This window comes from Pseudoprevotella muciniphila (genome assembly GCF_003265305.2).
Lineage (GTDB): Bacteria > Bacteroidota > Bacteroidia > Bacteroidales > Bacteroidaceae > Alloprevotella > Alloprevotella muciniphila.
Genome location: NZ_CP033459.1, coordinates 2,715,073 through 2,734,427 on the forward strand (window position 1 = coordinate 2,715,073; position 19,355 = coordinate 2,734,427).

The following is a 19,355-nucleotide window of genomic DNA, read 5'->3' on the forward strand; positions in this document are numbered from 1 at the left end:
ATAATATGAAAAGACATTTTTTAAGAAATGGAACAGTTTTCCTTGGCTTAGTCTTCATTATGACATTAGGCCTACTAACAAGTTGCTCGGAGGATATTGACGACTCTAACTTTAAGATAAAGGACGAGCCGACAATGACCGACTTCCTCACAGCGAACGACAATCTGTCGCAGATTAAGAAAATATTCGACCGTGTGTTACTTGATAATTCAGATAATGCCGAAGAAGCATCTGCAAGTAATGCTTCGTCAATAACTGCAGTCCTCTCAGCGCGTGGCAATTACACCCTTTTCGCTCCGGACAATGATGCAGTCAATGCTTATCTTGATTCAGTAGCAGGTACTACAGACGTCGATCAGATTTCATACGAGCAAGCCAAACTCATTGCATACAGTTGCTTGATAGATAATGGCAATAACAATGCCTATGAGTCAGCAGAATTCCCTATTCAAGGCACATTCAGTCTCGCAAATTTGAACGACCGCCTCCTTAATTCACTGCAAGACGAGACAACGGCATATATAGTTGGCGGTTCGAAAGTGATTTCAGCAGACCACGAAGTATCGAATGGTTTTGTGCATATAGTAAATAAGGTTATTGCACCTTCCGCAGAATCCGTGAGCGAAATGATACAAGCCGCTGACAATATGAAAATTATGGCAATGCTCCTGGATAAGACAGGGCTCTTCCAAGATTTGATGGAGTCGAGAGACCAAGATTATGAAGATGACCCCACATTGCCTGAAACTCGTTATTGGTCGAGTGTGGCTTATTACGGTAGCAACCATAATTGGGTTATTCCACAAAAGCGCTATCTCGGTTTCACCGGATTTGTTGAAACAGACGATGTCTTCGTTAACGACTGGGGAATAACACCGCCACAGTATGGAGAAAATGGAGAACTGACCAATGCTGATCAAATCTACAATGAAATTGCAAACAAGGTTACATCCATCTTGGGAGGTACTATAACCGACCCGACTTCGGTTGACGACCCCATGCACAAGTTCGTTGCGTACCACTTCATCAAAGGAAAAGTTGCTTACAACAAGTTCGTGCACCACTTCTCAGAGCATAGATACTCATTCGGTACCAACCCGCTTGAGCCACAGGCAGTCAACTACACTGTCGATGTTTGGGACTACTATGCAAGCCTGCCACTCGGTTCAAGTGGATATCGCGGACTCATCAAAGTGCTGCAAGTTCCGACTGGTGAACACGAAATATACCTCAATCGTATATCCAAGTATAGCAATGGCATGGTTAGCGGAACGTACGAAGAACTCTCCACAAGACCTAATGAGCCCGGACAGAATGGTATAAACATTCAAGTGTTCGAGAACAATGGTAAATTCGACAACAATGCAGGAAACGGTTTCTATTATCCAATAGACCACGTCCTCCTTTATGACGAAACAACCAGAACAGCACTTGGAAGTGAACGTATGCGTGTTGATGTAACGACCATGACACCAGAGTTGCTTTCAAACAACTTCAGGGGAAATTGCTATCAAGCATTCCAGAATGGTTACTTTGAGGATATCATGAACGAAACTGAAGGAACAGAAATTTACTACCTGCAAGATGGTGGTAGCGGTAGTTATGGCGACTGGCGCGACTTCCAGGGAGATGAATACCTCTTCTCAGGACAGTACGACTTCGTTCTGCGCCTCCCGCCTGTTCCCACGTCCGGTACTTATGAAATCCGCATGGGTGCATCCAATAATTCACTTCGCGGTATGTGCCAGATCTATTTTGGCGATAGTCCCGACAACACAACAACCGTCGGACTGCCTTTCGACCTCAGGCAAAATGCCGGAGCAAATGTCAAGGAAGGAACATACACCAACCCGACAATACCATTTGTGGCTGACTCTTATTATGAGTACGACGAAGACCAAATGCAGGAAAATGATAAAAACCTGCGAATACAGGGATGGATGAAGGCTCCAAAGTATTTCTGGACAGCGCTCGGAACACAAACGGCAAGGGACTGCGGTAGTGCTAATGAACCTTCCTTAAGAAAAATTGTAACAGTTCAGGATATGGACTATAGGAAGAACTACTACTTACGCTTCAAGTCTGCACTTAAGAAGACTGACTCGCAGTTCTTTGTAGATTATTTTGAAATTGTGCCCAGAGCAATTTATAACGGCACAGAACCCGAAGACATTTGGTAAATCAATAAATAAGTATGAATATGAAAACAAAATATAAAAGTTGGATACTGAAAGGAATTCTCTCCCTGGCTGTACTCTTCGGAGCTTCAGCCTGCACAGAGGATCACTTCGATGTGCTGACAAATCAGGGTCAGGCAGGATCTACTATTTGGGAAAACCTGCAAGCTACACCTGGCCTCGATTCGCTCTGCATGATACTTCAGCGTACACCGGTTATGAAATCATTGACCGACAATAAATCAACAGCCTCGTACGCCAATCTTCTCAACCAGACACAGTCTCTCACATTCTGGGCACCACTCGATGGAACATATAATGCAAAGCACTATCTGGACCTTCTCGATCAGGCTGATGCAGCAGAAACCGAAAGTGAACGACTCGCACTGCGCTACAGGGTAGGAAGGGAGTTTATCCAAAACCACCTTGCGCGATTCAATTACGAATCGAACAAAGGTCTTCAGGAAGTGTTCCTGATGAACTCAAAGGTGTCAGACTACGATGCAGCAAATAAACTCTTCAACAACATACCGCTTGTTGCAGGATTTGAAACCATTCCTTCTTCTAATGGAGCATTGCATATACTGAACGGACGTTCGCCTTTCTTCCAGAATATCAAAGAAATGCTCGAATCGAACTATACTCCGCTCAGCCAACTTGTTGCTGATTATGAGAAAGTGGAATTCGATGAAAACAACAGTGTGCAGGGGGCAATGAACACCGAAGGACAGATGGAATACGTGGATTCTATCTATTCTTCTGCAAATTCCTTCCTTAATGCAACAAGAGCAAGAATTGCTGACGAAGACTCTGTTTATATCGGCATCGTTCCTTCTACACAGACTGCATGGGATAACGTATATGGTAAAGTAAGTAGTTTATACAAATATGCCGATTCTTACTGGTATGGATGGAGTGACGAAAACAAAGAATTCTTATATAAGAATGCAAATGCCAAAACTTTCGACACCGACTCCCTTACAAACTACAATGCGCTTCAAGAAATCATGAAAGGCATGTTTATCAGTGCATCTACACTCGGCGGTGTTGACCTCGACTCTGCAACACTCATTCATAATGCAATCTACGCAGATTCGCTGAGATCTGTGAACGACGTTATCTATTATAACACCAACAAGGGTGGTGCAAACCCGCTTATTGCAGACGTACAACCCACCAGGGCATCTAACGGCTACGTTTTCGAACTCGAAGAATTCGATGTTGACCCAACATATATTTGGGCAGACAAGAAAGAATACAGCATGAGTTCTGACTGGAATATTTCGAAAACAGACAACTGTGCTTATCCAAAAGGTGAACTTGTAACATTGACTACAGATAACAGAAATGATTCCATTGCCGGCGATGTAGAACAAAACAAGTACAGACGTTTCCAGGTTTACGGAAGAAACGTAACGCTGAGAATCTGTATAAAATTGCAGAATGTGTTGAGTACTAAGTATAGACTGAAGGCTGTAATGGCACCTAACTATATCCGTTCCAACGATATACAGTATGAAAGCGATGGCATCACTGAAAAAGAAGTTGTAAGCCGTTTCACTGCAAATGTTTATTACGACAATGACACACGTGTGAATGCAACTCAGGCTACAATCGAAGTGTTGCAGGATTCTGTACGTGAATATGTTATCTTCGACGAACTCAATTTCGACAGATGCTATGCAAATCTTCCGAACGGAGCAAACTCTTTCGCATATTTACAGATTGAAGTGGCTCCCAGATTGCAGAACAGTACAAGAATGTTCGGCTTGAACAACAATGCACTGAATATTGTGAAAGTAATTCTTGAACCTATTCACGAGGATGAAGAAGAAAAGTAAAATTTATTCTCTAAGTGAATCTCTAAAGACATTTTAAGCAATGAAGAATATAAAATTAGATTTAAGGCAGCAGTTCATCCGCATCGGATCGGTGGCATTCTTGTTCGTTGGCGCATTGACCATAAATGCACAAGAGGTCAATTCGGCTGCAGGTCAAGACGTTACTGCAAAAGCGAAGCAGCAATCCGCAACGAAAGAAGTGCAAGGTGCTGTATATGATGCTGCAACGAACAAACCGCTTGCAGGTGCACGCGTAAGGGCTTTGGGAAATAGGCAGTTCTCTGCACTAACTAAAGAAGATGGTACATACACACTCAAAGTGCCTGAATACGTAAATACAATAACCGTTCAGCTACAGGACTACAACGGAACGCAGGTCAGTGTGAAAGGAAACAAGGCAAAGGATGCTTTCCTCTATAAAGGCCTCGTGAACGACTACTATAGCAATGCAACGTCTTTGGTGAACAATCAGAAAATAGAAATCACCAATTCCAGTGCTTTGACAATAGATAACGACATTGAGAACCGCTTGAATGCAAAAATGCGAACCATCTCAAGAGGAGGAATGCCTGCACAAGGAGTAATGATGCTCGTTAACGGTCTTAACTCGCTTAACACAAATGTTATGCCTCTCGTAGTGGTGGATGGCGTCATCTGGGACATGCAGTACGAAAGAACAGGATTGCATCAAGGATTCTACAACAACGTACTCTCAACCATCGACCCCGAAGACATCGCAAGTGTGGAAGTGTTGAAGAACGGTACAGCACTATATGGTGCAAAAGGTGCTAATGGTGTTGTTCTTATCGAAACAAAGAGAGGTAAGAGCATCGTAACAAAGATTAACATTCGTGCATATGGCGGTTTTGAAACACGCCCGTCGAAAGTTAAGATGATGAACGCAGGACAGTTCCGTAACTATGTAACCGAATTCCTCGGTACATCTGAATATGGAGAACGTCTCAGCAAGGCTACAAGCGTTCCTTTCCTCAACGAAGATCCCAATTACCTCTACTACAACATGTACCACAACAACACTGACTGGCAGAAAGATCTCTATCATACAGCTTTCACCCAGAACTACAAAGTGAGTGTTGAAGGTGGTGACGATGTCGCCATGTATAACCTGTCGCTCGGTTATAGCAAGTCGGACGCTACGGCAAAGCATAATGACTTCGACCGCTTGAACATCCGATTCAATACCGATGTAAACCTCTTCAAGAACTTTACGACAGGACTTGACTTCGCATATACAAGAAGTGCATACAACATCCTCGACAACGGATGGGCAGCTGACTATTCCAATAGCAATGTGTCTTCGCCAAATGTACTCGGACTCCTGCAGTCGCCATTCGTGAGCCCATATATGTCGTTTGTTCGTTACGATCAGGCTCTCGGACAGTTGGTGCCGGATGCTTCAACCAGCGTTTACTCAGGTAAAAACTTCGATGAGGCAAACAACCCACTTGCTTTTGCTAAGTCATACGGGTATGCCGGTCTGGCTAACCCATATTGGATACTCCAAAATGGTAATGGGGACAACAAAAACTATCAAGAACAAACTCAGTTCAGTGTGGCTGTTGCTCCAAGATACCAGATTAATAAGAATTTGGTAATTAGCGACAGATTTAGCTATATTCTCAACAGAACGAATGAGAAATACTACCTGCCTACCAATGGTGTGCCTGAAACAGAAGTTGAAGGACTTGGTGGTATCCAGAGTGTAGTACGTTCGCAGTTCGCTAAAGAAACGACGCTCTTCAACGACTTGCGTCTCCAATGGAAGAAAATGTATGGTGTACATGCACTTGACATCTTCGGTGGTGTGAGGATAAGTAGCTACACTTTCACTGACAGCCACCTTGCCGGTTACAACAACGATAACGACAAGATGCCTAATATGGCATACAACCTCGACTATATCGATTATGGTGGTATAGAAGATAAGGCTACCAACATCGCTTGGTATGTTAATGGTAATTACAACTACAAGAACAAGTACTTCCTTAACCTTACTGCAACAATGGAATCTTCTTCTCGTTTCGGAGATAAGGCTGACGGCGGTCTTGAACTCGCTGGAGTGCGTTGGGGTATCTTCCCCTCAATCCAGGCAGGATGGATTATCTCAAATGAAGACTGGTTCAACGTAAACGCCATTAACCACCTGAAACTCTATGCCGGATTTGATGTTAGCGGTAATGACAATGTTGACTACTACAGTAGCCGTACATACTTTGCTAATGTGAAATACATGAGAGAAGCAACCGGTTTGTATCTTGCCAATATCGCCAATCCGAAAATCAAGTGGGAAACCACAAATCGATTTAATATAGGTTTGCAAACCAGTATGCTGCAAAACAGATTGAATGTTGGTGTAAACTACTACTATTCAAAGACCTCAGACTTGCTTACTCGTAAGGCTGTGAGCGACATCACTGGTCTGCAATACATGTGGGCAAACGACGGTGCCATCAAAAACCATGGCGTTGACGTAACAGTGGACGCGGTTATCTATCACCACGGCGATTGGAGCTGGAAAGCAGGTGCTTCGCTGGGACACTATCATAATGAAGTGGACAAACTCGTGAAGACTTCCTTCAACAATATTACCACTTATGCTCTCGATGAAAATGGAGCACATATTGATGGTTCTGCCAAAACAATGGTGGGTTACACATCTGATATTTATGGCAAGAACAATATCCTGACGGCAGAAGGACATGCAGTAGGTGTGTTCTACGGCTATGCATCGAAAGGTGTATTTGCAACAGATGCTGAGGCTGCAAGTGCAGGCAGATATGGATACCTCAGATATCCTACCGGACTGACAGAACAGCCTTATCGCAACTTCAAGGCTGGCGACATACATTTTGTTGACCAAAATGGTGATGGTTGGATTTCAGAAGCCGATATGGTTGTTATTGGCGACCCCAATCCCGACATCTTTGGTAATTTCTATACCACACTCAACTGGAAACGCCTGCAACTTGATGTAAACTTCAAGTATAGTCTTGGAAATGATATCTACAATTTCCAACGTTCACAAATTGAAGGAGAAACCAACACCTGGAACCAAACTACGGCTGTCGTGAACCGTTGGCGTTACGAAGGTCAGGTGACTGATGTTCCACGCACGATGTGTGCAACTAACGATGAGTGGGTCAACAACGAACGATTCTCTGACCGTTGGATTGAGGACGGATCATATCTCAAACTCAAGAAAGTACGCCTCACTTACACTCTCCCGCTCCGATTTAGCTGGTTGCAAGGTGTAGCTGTATGGGGTGAGGCCAACAATGTGTTTACTATCTCTAAGTATCTTGGAAGTGATCCTGAGGTATCAATCTACAATGGTGTGCTATATCAAGGCATCGATGCAGGTATGCTACCTTCTAACAGGAACTTCAACATCGGTTTGACTATTAATCTGTAAAACTTCAGCGCAAGTGTCCTCTCTGAGAGCCTTGCTCCAGAGAGAGACACTTCCTAAAAGAAAAATATTGAACAATGAAAGCAAAATCAATTTTAGGTCTGTTTATATTCCTTCTATCCATGGGGCTCGTCTCTTCTTGTGAAGATATGCTGACTCCTGATATGGATACCTATCAGGACGCTAATGGGCGTACGCTGAAGGATACTGTTAACAACTACTTCGGTATTCTCCGGAGCGTTCAGCAGGTGGCAGAACAGAACACCATACTTGGTGAAGTGCGTGGCGACCTTGTGTCAACAACTTCGTTCACCACTGATTCTATCTCAAAATTGGCAAATTTCGAAAACCTTGCCGATGGCGACAATGATCTGCTCAACCGCGCTGCATACTATTATGTAATTAATCAGTGCAATTTCTACCTGCGCGATGTAGATACTGTCAGCACAAAGAACAATAATTACTATATGCGCAAAGAAGCAGCTCAGGTCATTCTAATCAGAGCATGGGCATATATGCAACTTGTGCAGAATTATGGAAGAGTACCATTCTTTGTTGATGCTGTCGGTACCGCAACATCCGGTTATGAAACAAATCCGCCCGCATGGGCAACGCCAGATAACCTTCTCGACCTCCTTCTTAAAGATGGCGATCTCATGAGAGCTTACGAGTATGAGAAGCAATATGGGTTCCCAAACTATGGCGCAATCAATAATGGACGTAACTCGATAAGTATTGACGCAATGCTCTTCCCCTCTGAAATCATAATCGCAGAATTGTATCTCCTCAGAGGTGCAAACACCGCCGATTATGAAACTGCAGCAAAGTATTACTACGACTATCTTTACAACAGAAACTCAATAAGGAACATGGCGTTTAATCCTGCAAGTTGGGTAAGATTAACACGTGATGGAGAAGATATTTATAATTCTAACGTAAGTGGATACACTTCCGCTTATATGAATATCTCTACTTATTCCAACACTGGTGAAATCAAAGTTCTGACACCATCGGCTGCCAATAAGTCGTTCGGACTTGTGTTGTCAAGAATTCCTAATCTTTATGGTTTCGAAACCAGATCTACGTCAAATACCAGCTCCACTGCCACAACTGATGCAAGTACAGGCTCTGTAAGTCAGGAAAATATCAACACAAGCGGACAGGTAAATGTATCTGCAAACTACAAGTACCGTCAGTTAGCACCATCTAATAGTTACGTAAGTCTTAACGAAAATCAGGCATACGCCATCTCTGATAAAGATAACAAAGACTTGCTCAACTTCCCGGAACAAATCGGTGACGCACGTCTTGTTGCATCTGCACCAAAAGTCAGAACAGATGAAGGCGATTTGCGTTTCGTGCATAAGTTCTGTGCAGGAAATGTAAGTAATGAAGGCTTTGGCAGCCGTTTCAGTTTCCGCTATTGCATACCTATCTTCCGCCTACGCCAGATTTATCTGCACTTCGCTGAAGCTATCAACCGTGCCGGTTTTCCGCACTATGCATTTGCAGTGTTGCGCGATGGTCTCAACCATGAGGCACTTCCTTCATCAATTTCTGTTCAAGTAGATACCTCTTCTGTCGATTTCGACAAGAAAGTCGTTTATTCTGCCTATGTTGTAGATAGTGTAGAAGATGGCGCAAACTACATTCCTGTAGAAGAGTTCAACCGTGCACAAACTAAGGAATATCTCGATTTCTCAGCATCAACCTGGACAAATCGTGGTATTCACGAACTCGGATGCGGTGAATCAACAGACGAAAACTATGTATTCACCTATGACACTCTCGTTGCGCAGCGCATTCTTGATGAAGCAGCACGTTCAGGCTCATCAAAAGCTGAGGCAAGACGCTATGCTAAACGATTGCTCGACGAAGATGCAGAAGAATCTCTCTACGACACTACAGGAACAAGAGATTTTTATCGTGTACGCACCATTGAAATTGATGGAGGAAGAGACACAACTGTTATTGATACCATCACTTGTAGCATTCTTACGCCGAAAGCACAGCCAGTTGACGCAGCATACATGGCTGCACAACAGAATGCCGTAGAAACACTCATCGCTGATGAGGCTGCCCTTGAAACTGCTTTCGAAGGATTCCGTTACTACGACCTCATGCGTATGGCAAGGCATAAGAACAATGATGCAAACCTCGGTGCTGGATATGGTACTTTATGGATGGCATGGCTCATCGGGCGAAGAGACGCAGATCTTAAGCCATACGAAGAACCAACAGTAATTACCAATTCTGCAATCTATTCGAAATTGCAAGACATGAACAACTGGTATCTGGCAAGTCCGGTGTTCAAATAATTACATGAACTAATCTTAGAAAAGAGGTTGTGTCAACATAACGACACAACCTCTTTTGCATTACACATGTTAAATCTTTGTAATAAGTCGCATTTTGTCATGTCAAAAGTCTTTTGTACTTTTACAAACAAATACAATACGCATTTTTTATGTGTAGCATTGAACCAATCAAAAAAAAATATCTTTTTACGCTGTAGTACAATTTATTTTACCGATATTTGCACTAATATAAATTCATAGGGTTATACCCTAAAAAGAGTAAAACTGAAAATATGGAATTTACAGCCCGTCAAATTGCTGACTTTTTACAAGGAACGTTAGAAGGCGACCCGCAAGCCACTGTGAGTACCTTCGCTAAAATAGAAGAAGGGAAACCTGGAGCCATCTCCTTCTTGTCCAATCCGAAATATGCTAATTATCTTTACGAAACTCAGTCGAGCGTAGTACTCATAAATAAAGATTTTAAGCCAGAACAACCTGTCAGAGCCACTATTATTCGAGTAGATAATGCTTATGAATGCGTGGCTCGACTGCTTAAAATGTATGAAATGAGCAAACCTGCCAGAAAAGGCATACACCCAATGGCTTTCGTGTCCGAAACTGCAAAATTAGGCGAAGATTGTTATGTAGGACCCTTTGCTTACATAGGCGAAAATGTAACAGTGGGTAAAGGCACCCAGATTTATCCTCATGCCGTTTTGGAGCAGAATGCAAAAGTAGGAGAGAACTGTCTTATTTATCCTAATGTTTCTGTCTATCATGATTGTGTGGTAGGAAACAGGGTTACATTGCATTCAGGTTGTGTCATCGGTGCGGATGGATTCGGATTTGCGCCTACAGAGGATGGCTATGAGAAAATTCCGCAAATTGGTATAGTTGTCATTGAGGACGATGTTGAAATCGGTGCAAACGCCTGTGTTGATCGTTCCACAATGGGTGCAACCATAGTCCACAAGGATGTAAAGGTTGACAATCTCGTGCAGTTGGCGCACAATACGGAGGTTGGAAGCCATACTGTGCTTTCTGCTCAAACAGGAGTGGCAGGAAGCACCAAAATAGGAGAATGGTGTATGTTCGGTGGGCAAGTCGGTATTACAGGACATGCCAAGATTGCCGACCGCGTACGTGCAGGAGCACAAACCGGTATCGCCGGAAGCATACGTAAGGAGGGAGTCGCACTCTGGGGAACACCGGCTATCGACTATACTCAGGCACAACGCTCCTCTGTCATATTCAAAAAACTTCCCGACTTGTATAAAGAATTAAACACGATGAAAAAGGAACTCGAAGAGTTGAAACAACAGTTGCAAGAAAAATAAAACTCACCATTGTTCCTTGTTCTACAACAATAGAATTTGAAATTTAGATCATAATGTCAAAACAAAGAACTCTTAAAGGAAGCTTCTCGCTCTTTGGTAAAGGATTGCATACAGGGCTCAACCTCACTGCAACACTCAATCCTGCTCCGGAAAATCATGGATATCTGATACAACGCATCGACCTGGAGGGGCAGCCTGTTATAGAAGCAATAGCAGAAAACGTTATTGATACGAGCCGTGGAACCGTAGTGGCAAAAGGAGATGTGAAGTGTAGCACAATAGAACATTGTATGGCTGCACTCTATGCTATGGGCATAGACAACTGTCTCATACAAGTGAATGGTCCCGAAATACCTATTCTTGATGGAAGTTCGGCAGTCTATGTGGAAAACATCAAGCGTGTAGGCATCGTTGAGCAGAATGCACACAAGAACGAGTACGTCATCAAGCATAAGGTTGAATTTGTCGATGAAAAGAGCGGGTCGTCCATCATTATCCTGCCAGATGAGAATTTCTCTATCACAGCGATGATATCTTTCGATTCACAGTTCCTCAACAGCCAGTTTGCCACACTCGACAATATGGAGAATTTCGACAAGGAAATTGCTGCTGCAAGAACTTTTGTCTTTGTAAGAGAAATCGTACCCCTCCTCAAGGCGGGACTCATCAAAGGAGGCGATCTCGACAATGCCATCGTTATCTACGAACATCAAGTTTCGCAGGAAGAACTCGACCAGATGGCGGATTATATGAAAGTGGAGCACAGAGATGCCACAAAACTCGGATATCTGAATGAAAAACCATTGGCATGGCGTAATGAGCCTGCACGACACAAACTTCTCGATATCATAGGCGATATGGCGCTCATTGGCCGCCCCATTCGCGGAAGAATCATAGCCACGCGTCCCGGACATACCATCAACAATAAATTCGCACGCCAAATGAGGCGTGAAATCCGAAAACATGATGTTCAGGCACCCGACTATAACTGCAATAGTGAACCGCTGATAGAAGTCAATCGTATTCGTGAACTCCTGCCGCACCGCTATCCTATGCAACTCGTGGACAAGGTCATCGAAATCGGGGCTAATTATATCGTGGCGATAAAGAATGTAACGTCGAACGAACCTTTCTTCCAAGGACATTTCCCACAAGAACCCGTCATGCCGGGCGTGTTGCAAGTGGAAGCATTGGCACAGGCCGGAGGATTGTATATCCTTAACTCCACTGAAGAACCTGAACGCCACAGCACTTATTTCACGCGCATCAACGATGTGAAATTCAGAAAAAAAGTAGTGCCGGGCGACACACTGATTATCCGTGCAGAACTCGTAGGTCCCTTAAGACATAATCTCGCTACGATGAAAGGATTTATCTTCGTTGGAGAAACAATAGTGATGGAAGCAACCTTTACAGCACAAATTATCAAGAACAAATAAAACGGACACAGATATGATAAGCCCTTTAGCATACGTCAATCCTGAAGCAAAAATTGGGAAAAATGTGGAGATTGGACCTTTCTGCTACATCGACAAGAATGTAGAGATAGGAGATAACAACGTTCTTATGAATAGCGTAACGGTTCTTGATGGAGCACGCATAGGGGAAGGCAATACATTCTTTCCGGGTGCTGTAATCAGTGCCATACCACAGGACCTGAAATTTGCAGGTGAGGAAACTACTGCTGAAATCGGAAACCACAACACCTTCAGAGAAAACGTAACTGTTAACAGAGGCACCGCTGCAAAAGGACGCACGGTAGTAGGTAACAACAATCTTATTATGGAAGGTGCCCATGTGGCTCACGATGTATTCGTTGGCAATGGTTGCATAATAGGAAATACCACAAAACTTGCCGGAGAAGTCATAGTTGATGACTTTGCCATTCTTAGCGCATGCGTACTCGTACACCAATTCTGCAGAATAGGGAGTTATGTAATGGTTGGTGGAGGCTCAAGAACGAGCCAGGATATACCGCCTTTCATTATGGCAGCCAGAGAACCTATCGCATTTGTCGGCTTGAATATAGTTGGACTAAGGCGAAGAGGCTTCGATAAAAACATAATCGATAATATACACAATGCGTACCGCATTCTCTATCAAAATACAAAACTGCAGGCAGAAAGACTCGAACTCATCAAGACTGAAGTACCACAGTCTAAAGAAATAGACTATATCGTGGATTTCGTAAAAACGTCAAAGAGAGGCATCATACAACCTGCATAATAGTAGAACAACTGAAATAATTACTGACACCGATCAATTTCTGAACATTATGGTAATCAAATTGAAAATGGTTTGCGATGAGGTTGAAGGTTTTGTACGTGAATATCTCATCAGCGATGAAGCAACATTTCTCGACTTAAATAAACTCATACTCGAATCGTGCGGATACCCCGATGATCAAATGACATCGTTTTATATCTTGAATGATGAATGGGAACGCGGTGAACAAATCACACGCCAAGATATGGGTAGCGCGGCTGAAGATGACATCTATGTAATGGAGAATCTTAAACTCCGTGAATTTATCGACGACAAAGGCCAAAAACTGGAATTCGTGTTCGACCCATTCTCAGAACGCTCATTCTTCCTCAGTGTGAAAGATGTGCTTACAGGTGTGAAACAGGAAAAACCTGAAATAAAGAGAATAAAAGGAGATGCACCAGTACACATAGCGGAACTCAATTATACGGCACCGGTAAATACGAAGATCACGCCTATAGAAGACTTTGAGGACGATTTCTATGGGGCGGACCAGTTCGATGATGACGATTTGAGCCCTGAAGCATACGAGATAAGTCAGACACCATATTAAGCAAAAGTCTTGCCACGTCTCATCGTAATAATCGGACCAACTGCTGTAGGCAAAACTCAGATAAGCCTCAACATAGCAGAGATGTTTCGATGCCCCATCATCAATGCAGACTCTCGACAAATTTATCGGGATATTCCTATAGGCACGGCTGCACCAACTGCTGAAGAGCAAAAAAGGGTAACGCATTTCTTTGTAGGAAAACTCCCGCTCGATGAGTATTACAGTGCGGCACAGTATGAGGCGGATGTAATGAAACTGTTGCCACGGCTTTTTCAAACGCACGACAATCTTGTGCTCACAGGAGGCTCCATGCTCTACATAGATGCCGTATGTAAGGGACTGGACGATGTGCCCACAGTGGATCAGGAAACAAGACTCCTACTGAAACAAAAACTCCAGGAAGAAGGTCTCGAAAAACTTGTACAGGAATTGCGGCTCCTCGACCCTGCATATTATGATGCATGCGACAAGAACAATCCGAAACGTGTCGTACATGCACTCGAAATATGCTACATGACGGGAAAGCCGTTCTCTTCTTTTCATAGAAATGAAAGAAAGAAACGACCATTCGATATCGTCAAGGTAGGACTGCAACGACAACGTGAAGACCTTTTCAACAGAATAAACGGCAGAGTAGATGTCATGATGCAGCAGGGATGGCTCGATGAGGCAAGGAAAGTCATCCAATACAGGCACTGCAACGCACTGAATACTGTTGGCTATAAAGAACTCTTCAAATATTTAGACAACGAATGGGAAATCAACTTTGCCCTTGAGAAAATAAGACGGAACACGCGAGTATATGCCAAAAAGCAGATGACGTGGTTCAAAAGAGACCCCGAAGTCAGATGGTTCCATCCGGATGAAGAGCAACAGATACTGAACTTCCTGGACAACGCGAAATAACAAATAACAGAAACTAAAAAAGAGAAAAGGGAAAAGATACTTATGTTTCTACTGAAAATACCACTATACCTTTGGAATGCCATAAAAGTAACCTTCGGGTGGTACTTTGGGCTGTATCGCAATGCAGGTTGGCTGAAGAAAATATGGATTGCGTTTATGTCCTTTGTGATGTTTATTGCATTCTACATATTCGCAGTATTGACCAATTTCCTTTGGCTTTTCGGCGATTCACCATCGCTGTCTGAAATCATGGCGCACAAATCGCCAGTAGCGTCAACAATCATAAGCGCAGACGGGCAAACGTTGAGTAAAGTGTTCAACGAAAACAGAACGCTCGTGCCCTACGACTCTATAGCACCAGTATTCTTCGATGCCTTGATTTCAACAGAAGACAAACGCTTCTATTCCCATAATGGTATAGACTTGCAAGGACTTGGGGGAGCAATAAAGGACGCCATCGCAGGTAATTCCCGTGGAGCATCAACCATCACACAGCAACTTGTCAAGAATAAATTCGGCACACGATCCAAGTATGGCACAGGACTTCTCGGAAAGATTCCGGGACTCAGAATTCTCGTGATGAAGAGTAAGGAAATAATTTTGGCTGTGGGACTCGAAATGTACTATTCAAAAGAGGAAATTCTGACCATGTATGCCAATACGGTGGACTTCGGATCAGACGCTTTTGGAATAAATACGGCTGCTAAAACCTATTTCGGCACAACGCCTCTGAAACTGAAAACAGAGGAGGCGGCAGTACTCGTAGGACTGCTTAAAGCCACCAATACTTACAATCCTAACCTGCATCCCGAGAAAAGTCTTGAGCGAAGAAACGTGGTACTTGGCCTTATGCTCGATAATAACAAGATCTCACAATCAGAGTACGACCGGATTATCAGGCAAAAGAAGATAAAGTTACACTTTGAAAAAGAAAACTTACTGAATGGTAACGCACTCTATTTCCGTCAGGCGGTGCTTAATGAGTTGCAGGATAAACTTCCGGGTTACGACCCATACGTTGATGGACTGAAGATACATACGACACTCGACTCACGCATGCAGGAGTATGCAAAGAGAGCCGTATGGCGCAATATGCAGAGCATACAGACAAGCGCCGGAGGTGTTACAGTGCCCGAAAGAAGAATAAAAGAACTTGTTAAGAAAACAAGCGAATACAAGCGCCTTGCAGCGCTCTATCCAGGACAAAGTGACAGTGTAAACTATTATCTTAACAAGAAACATCGCGTGAGGCTCTTTGATTATGGAGCAACTAACCACGAACGGTATGCACAGATGAGCACCGTCGATTCGTTAAGGTATATGCTGAAATTTATGCACATAGGTTTTGTTGCTATAGAACCTACAACCGGGCATGTGAAGGCATATCTGGGCGATGTCGATTACAAAACGTGGCAGTACGACAAAGTCATGGCGCCACATCAGCCTGGCTCAACTTTCAAACTCTTTGTCTATACCACGGCAATGAAACGTGGGAAGACACCTAACGATTCCTATCTCGATGCACCGCTGAGGGTCAATGGTAAGGAATGGCCCCAAAATGCAGGTGGACATTATAGCGGACAATACCTTTCGCTCAGGTCGGCGTTTGCACGAAGTGTGAATACCGTTGCCGCACGTATAGGTCATGAAATGAAGACACCAAACGTGGCTGCAACAGCCCACGATATGGGAATAAAATCAGAACTCAACGAGAACCTCGCCATGTGTCTTGGTGCAAGCGAAGTAACGCCTTTCGAACTTGTCAGCGCATACGGAACTATTGCCAATGGTGGAGAACATGTTGAGCCTGTACTTGTTGATTATGTAGAAGATTCAGAAGGTCGGGTAGTCTATAGGGCATCGCAAGAAAGCACATCGGCAGTGTCTATAGATGTGGCACAAAAAATGAGAACACTCCTCTCGGCTGGTGCGCATGACCCAGGCGGCACTTCGACCAAACTCGGAGGATACATCGGTTCATACGCCACCCAACTCGATTATGGTGGCAAAACAGGTACCACTAACGACAAGGCTGATGCATGGTTCGTGGGAGTAACGCCCAACCTTGTTGCAGGAGCATGGATAGGAGGAGAATACAACTTCGTGCGTGCCGGAGGATATGGAGGTACGATGGTGTTGCCTATCATAGGAGAATTCTTGCAAAGAGTCATGGGAAATCCCGCCATAAATGGAAAATATCTCAGGAAATATGACAGAGGAGGTAAGGCTATATCCACAACAGTGCCTACGAAAGTGATTATTGACCGATCGAGTGATGAATATGGTGTACGCCAAGGTGAAGGAGACGTCATAGTTCCTGATGCAGTACCAGACGGGGCAGGTGAAGATGCAAATGTGGAAAGTAACATCGAGAGCAGACCACCAGAGGTGCATCAAGCACCGGCTGCTAATACCCCGCATCCTTCGTCGCACCCTGTGCCACAACCGCAGCAGAGTCCGGCTCCTGAAAAGAAGAGTAATGCAGCGCCACCAAAACCGGCGGCGAAACCGCAAGAAAACGTGGAGCACCTCTTCGATTGATATCAACAATATAATTAAAAATCATTATATGATTGAACGTCATTTTGTGCTCGAAACTGCCGACCCCATAATATTCTATGGAGCCGGCAATGCCAATTTGAGGATGTTGCGTGCGCTATGCCCAAAACTGCGTATAGTGGCACGCGACAATGTCGTTAAGGTGATAGGCGACGAAGACGAAATGGCAAGTTTTGAGGCAATCTTTGAAGCACTCGAAAAACATTGCACCACGTTCAACCAACTTTCAGAGGAGGATATCCTCGACATAGTGAAAGGCCAACAACCGCGACGTGAAAATTCGGATGTCATAGTCTATACCACAGGTGGGAAACCTATTACGGCACGAAGCGAAAACCAAAGGAAAATAGTGGACGCCTATGCCAAGAACGATATGATCTTTGCAGTAGGGCCAGCAGGAACGGGCAAGACATATACGGCTATAGCACTTGCTGTAAGAGCCTTGAAAAACAAAGAAATACGGCGAGTAGTGCTCAGTCGCCCGGCAGTAGAGGCTGGCGAAAAACTCGGCTTTCTCCCGGGAGATATGAAAGAGAAAGTTGACCCCTATCTGCAACCCCTGTATGACGCATTGCAAGACATGATTCCTGCGGCAAAACTTCAAGAATATATCGAAACAAATGTCATACAGATAGCGCCTCTGGCTTTTATGAGAGGTCGTACGCTCAACGATGCAGTTGTAATTCTCGATGAGGCACAGAATACAACAAAGTCGCAAATAAAAATGTTCCTCACCCGAATGGGGAAGGATACGAAAATGATTGTAACGGGCGACTATACACAAATAGACCTGCCGCCCAGCCAAAGAAGCGGACTGCTCGAGGCGATGAGAATCCTGAAAGATATACAAGGCATTGCATTTATCGAACTCGACAAACGAGATATCGTGCGGCATAAACTCGTAACGCGAATTGTAGAAGCCTACGAACGCGACGAAAAGATGATGCTCGAAAGGCAAATGGAAAAGAAAAATAATAAAAACAATAGGCAGGAGGAGGAATAAACTCTGCCGTCAACTAAGAAAACAATGAATATGAAAGCATTAACGCAAACAGATTTCAACTTCAAAGGTCAGACTAGTATATATCACGGCAAGGTGCGTGATGTGTACAATATCAACAACGAAACGCTCGTTATGGTGGCAACCGACCGTATTTCGGCATTCGATGTGGTGCTGCCCGAAGGCATACCATATAAAGGTCAGGTGCTCAACCAAATAGCAGCAAAGTTTCTCGATGCAACAAAAGATATATGCCCTAATTGGAAACAAGCCACTCCAGACCCAATGGTAACTGTCGGTATGATGTGTGAAGGCTTTCCGCTCGAAATGATTGTACGCGGATATCTCTGTGGCAGTGCATGGCGGGCATATAAAGATGGCATGCGTGAGATATGTGGCGTTCGCCTGCCTGAAGGTATGCGAGAGAACGAACGTTTCCCTGAACCTATAGTCACTCCAACGACAAAAGCAGAACTCGGATTGCACGACGAGAATATCTCAAAAGCACAAATCCTTGAACAAGGACTCGCAACGCCGGAGGAATATGAAATCCTTGAAAAATATGCTATCGAACTCTTCCGCCGTGGAACAGAAATCGCAGCCCAACGTGGACTAATCCTTGTAGATACAAAGTATGAGTTCGGTAAGCGCAACGGCGAAATTGTCCTCATGGACGAAATACATACCCCCGACTCCAGTCGCTACTTTTATAGCGAAGGCTATCAGGAACGCTTCGAAGCAGGAGAGCCCCAGCGTCAACTGTCAAAAGAATTCGTGCGCGAATGGCTGATGGATAATGGCTTCCAAGGCAAGGCGGGACAGACAGTGCCCGAAATGACACCGGAAATAGTGGCAGGCATATCCGAGCGTTATATAGAACTGTATGAGCACATCACAGGCGAAACGTTTGTGCGCGAAGAAGGTCAGAACATAGCAGAGCGAATAGAACGCAATGTAAACAACTATCTCTTAAAGTAGATATAATCA

General features: G+C 44.0%; 12 protein-coding genes. All 12 read left to right on the forward strand.

Going from position 1 to position 19,355, the window contains the following annotated elements; translation table 11 throughout:
- The first annotated feature begins 5 nt into the window (after positions 1-5).
- The 12 genes from C7Y71_RS11025 (at position 6) to C7Y71_RS11080 (ending at position 19,346) form a co-directional block, all read left to right on the forward strand.
- The gene (locus C7Y71_RS11025; protein WP_111898812.1) at positions 6-2,180 is read left to right on the forward strand and encodes a fasciclin domain-containing protein; all 2,175 of its coding nucleotides are present in this window, start codon (positions 6-8) and stop codon (positions 2,178-2,180) included.
- A gap of 20 nt (positions 2,181-2,200) precedes the next feature.
- Entirely contained in the window at positions 2,201-4,018 is a 1,818-nt protein-coding gene (locus C7Y71_RS11030) for a hypothetical protein (RefSeq protein ID WP_111898811.1), read from the forward strand.
- 40 nt (positions 4,019-4,058) lie between these two features.
- Complete coding sequence (locus C7Y71_RS11035) at positions 4,059-7,451, forward strand: SusC/RagA family TonB-linked outer membrane protein (RefSeq protein ID WP_111898810.1); 3,393 nt, start codon at positions 4,059-4,061, stop codon at positions 7,449-7,451.
- A gap of 74 nt (positions 7,452-7,525) precedes the next feature.
- A complete protein-coding gene (locus tag C7Y71_RS11040) occupies positions 7,526-9,766 on the forward strand; it encodes a RagB/SusD family nutrient uptake outer membrane protein (RefSeq protein ID WP_111898809.1) in 2,241 nt (746 codons plus the stop codon).
- A 272-nt stretch (positions 9,767-10,038) separates the two neighbouring features.
- Positions 10,039-11,085, forward strand: coding sequence for a UDP-3-O-(3-hydroxymyristoyl)glucosamine N-acyltransferase (gene lpxD / locus C7Y71_RS11045; protein WP_111898808.1), 1,047 nt, complete (start codon positions 10,039-10,041; stop codon positions 11,083-11,085).
- Between the two features lie 53 nt (positions 11,086-11,138).
- Complete coding sequence (locus tag C7Y71_RS11050; RefSeq protein ID WP_111898807.1) at positions 11,139-12,524, forward strand: bifunctional UDP-3-O-[3-hydroxymyristoyl] N-acetylglucosamine deacetylase/3-hydroxyacyl-ACP dehydratase; 1,386 nt, start codon at positions 11,139-11,141, stop codon at positions 12,522-12,524.
- A gap of 13 nt (positions 12,525-12,537) precedes the next feature.
- Positions 12,538-13,311: an acyl-ACP--UDP-N-acetylglucosamine O-acyltransferase gene (gene lpxA / locus C7Y71_RS11055; protein ID WP_111898806.1), complete on the forward strand. Its 774-nt coding sequence runs from the start codon at positions 12,538-12,540 to the stop codon at positions 13,309-13,311.
- A gap of 49 nt (positions 13,312-13,360) precedes the next feature.
- Entirely contained in the window at positions 13,361-13,903 is a 543-nt protein-coding gene (locus C7Y71_RS11060) for an IS1096 element passenger TnpR family protein (RefSeq protein ID WP_111898805.1), read from the forward strand.
- A gap of 9 nt (positions 13,904-13,912) precedes the next feature.
- A complete protein-coding gene (gene miaA, locus C7Y71_RS11065; RefSeq protein WP_111898804.1) occupies positions 13,913-14,809 on the forward strand; it encodes a tRNA (adenosine(37)-N6)-dimethylallyltransferase MiaA in 897 nt (298 codons plus the stop codon).
- A gap of 42 nt (positions 14,810-14,851) precedes the next feature.
- A complete protein-coding gene (locus tag C7Y71_RS11070) occupies positions 14,852-17,350 on the forward strand; it encodes a transglycosylase domain-containing protein (RefSeq protein ID WP_111898803.1) in 2,499 nt (832 codons plus the stop codon).
- 28 nt (positions 17,351-17,378) lie between these two features.
- A complete protein-coding gene (locus tag C7Y71_RS11075) occupies positions 17,379-18,371 on the forward strand; it encodes a PhoH family protein (protein ID WP_111898802.1) in 993 nt (330 codons plus the stop codon).
- 30 nt (positions 18,372-18,401) lie between these two features.
- Positions 18,402-19,346 carry a phosphoribosylaminoimidazolesuccinocarboxamide synthase gene (locus C7Y71_RS11080; protein WP_111898867.1) on the forward strand — a complete coding sequence of 315 codons (945 nt, stop codon included), beginning with the start codon at positions 18,402-18,404 and terminating at the stop codon, positions 19,344-19,346.
- The last annotated feature ends 9 nt before the right edge of the window (positions 19,347-19,355 follow it).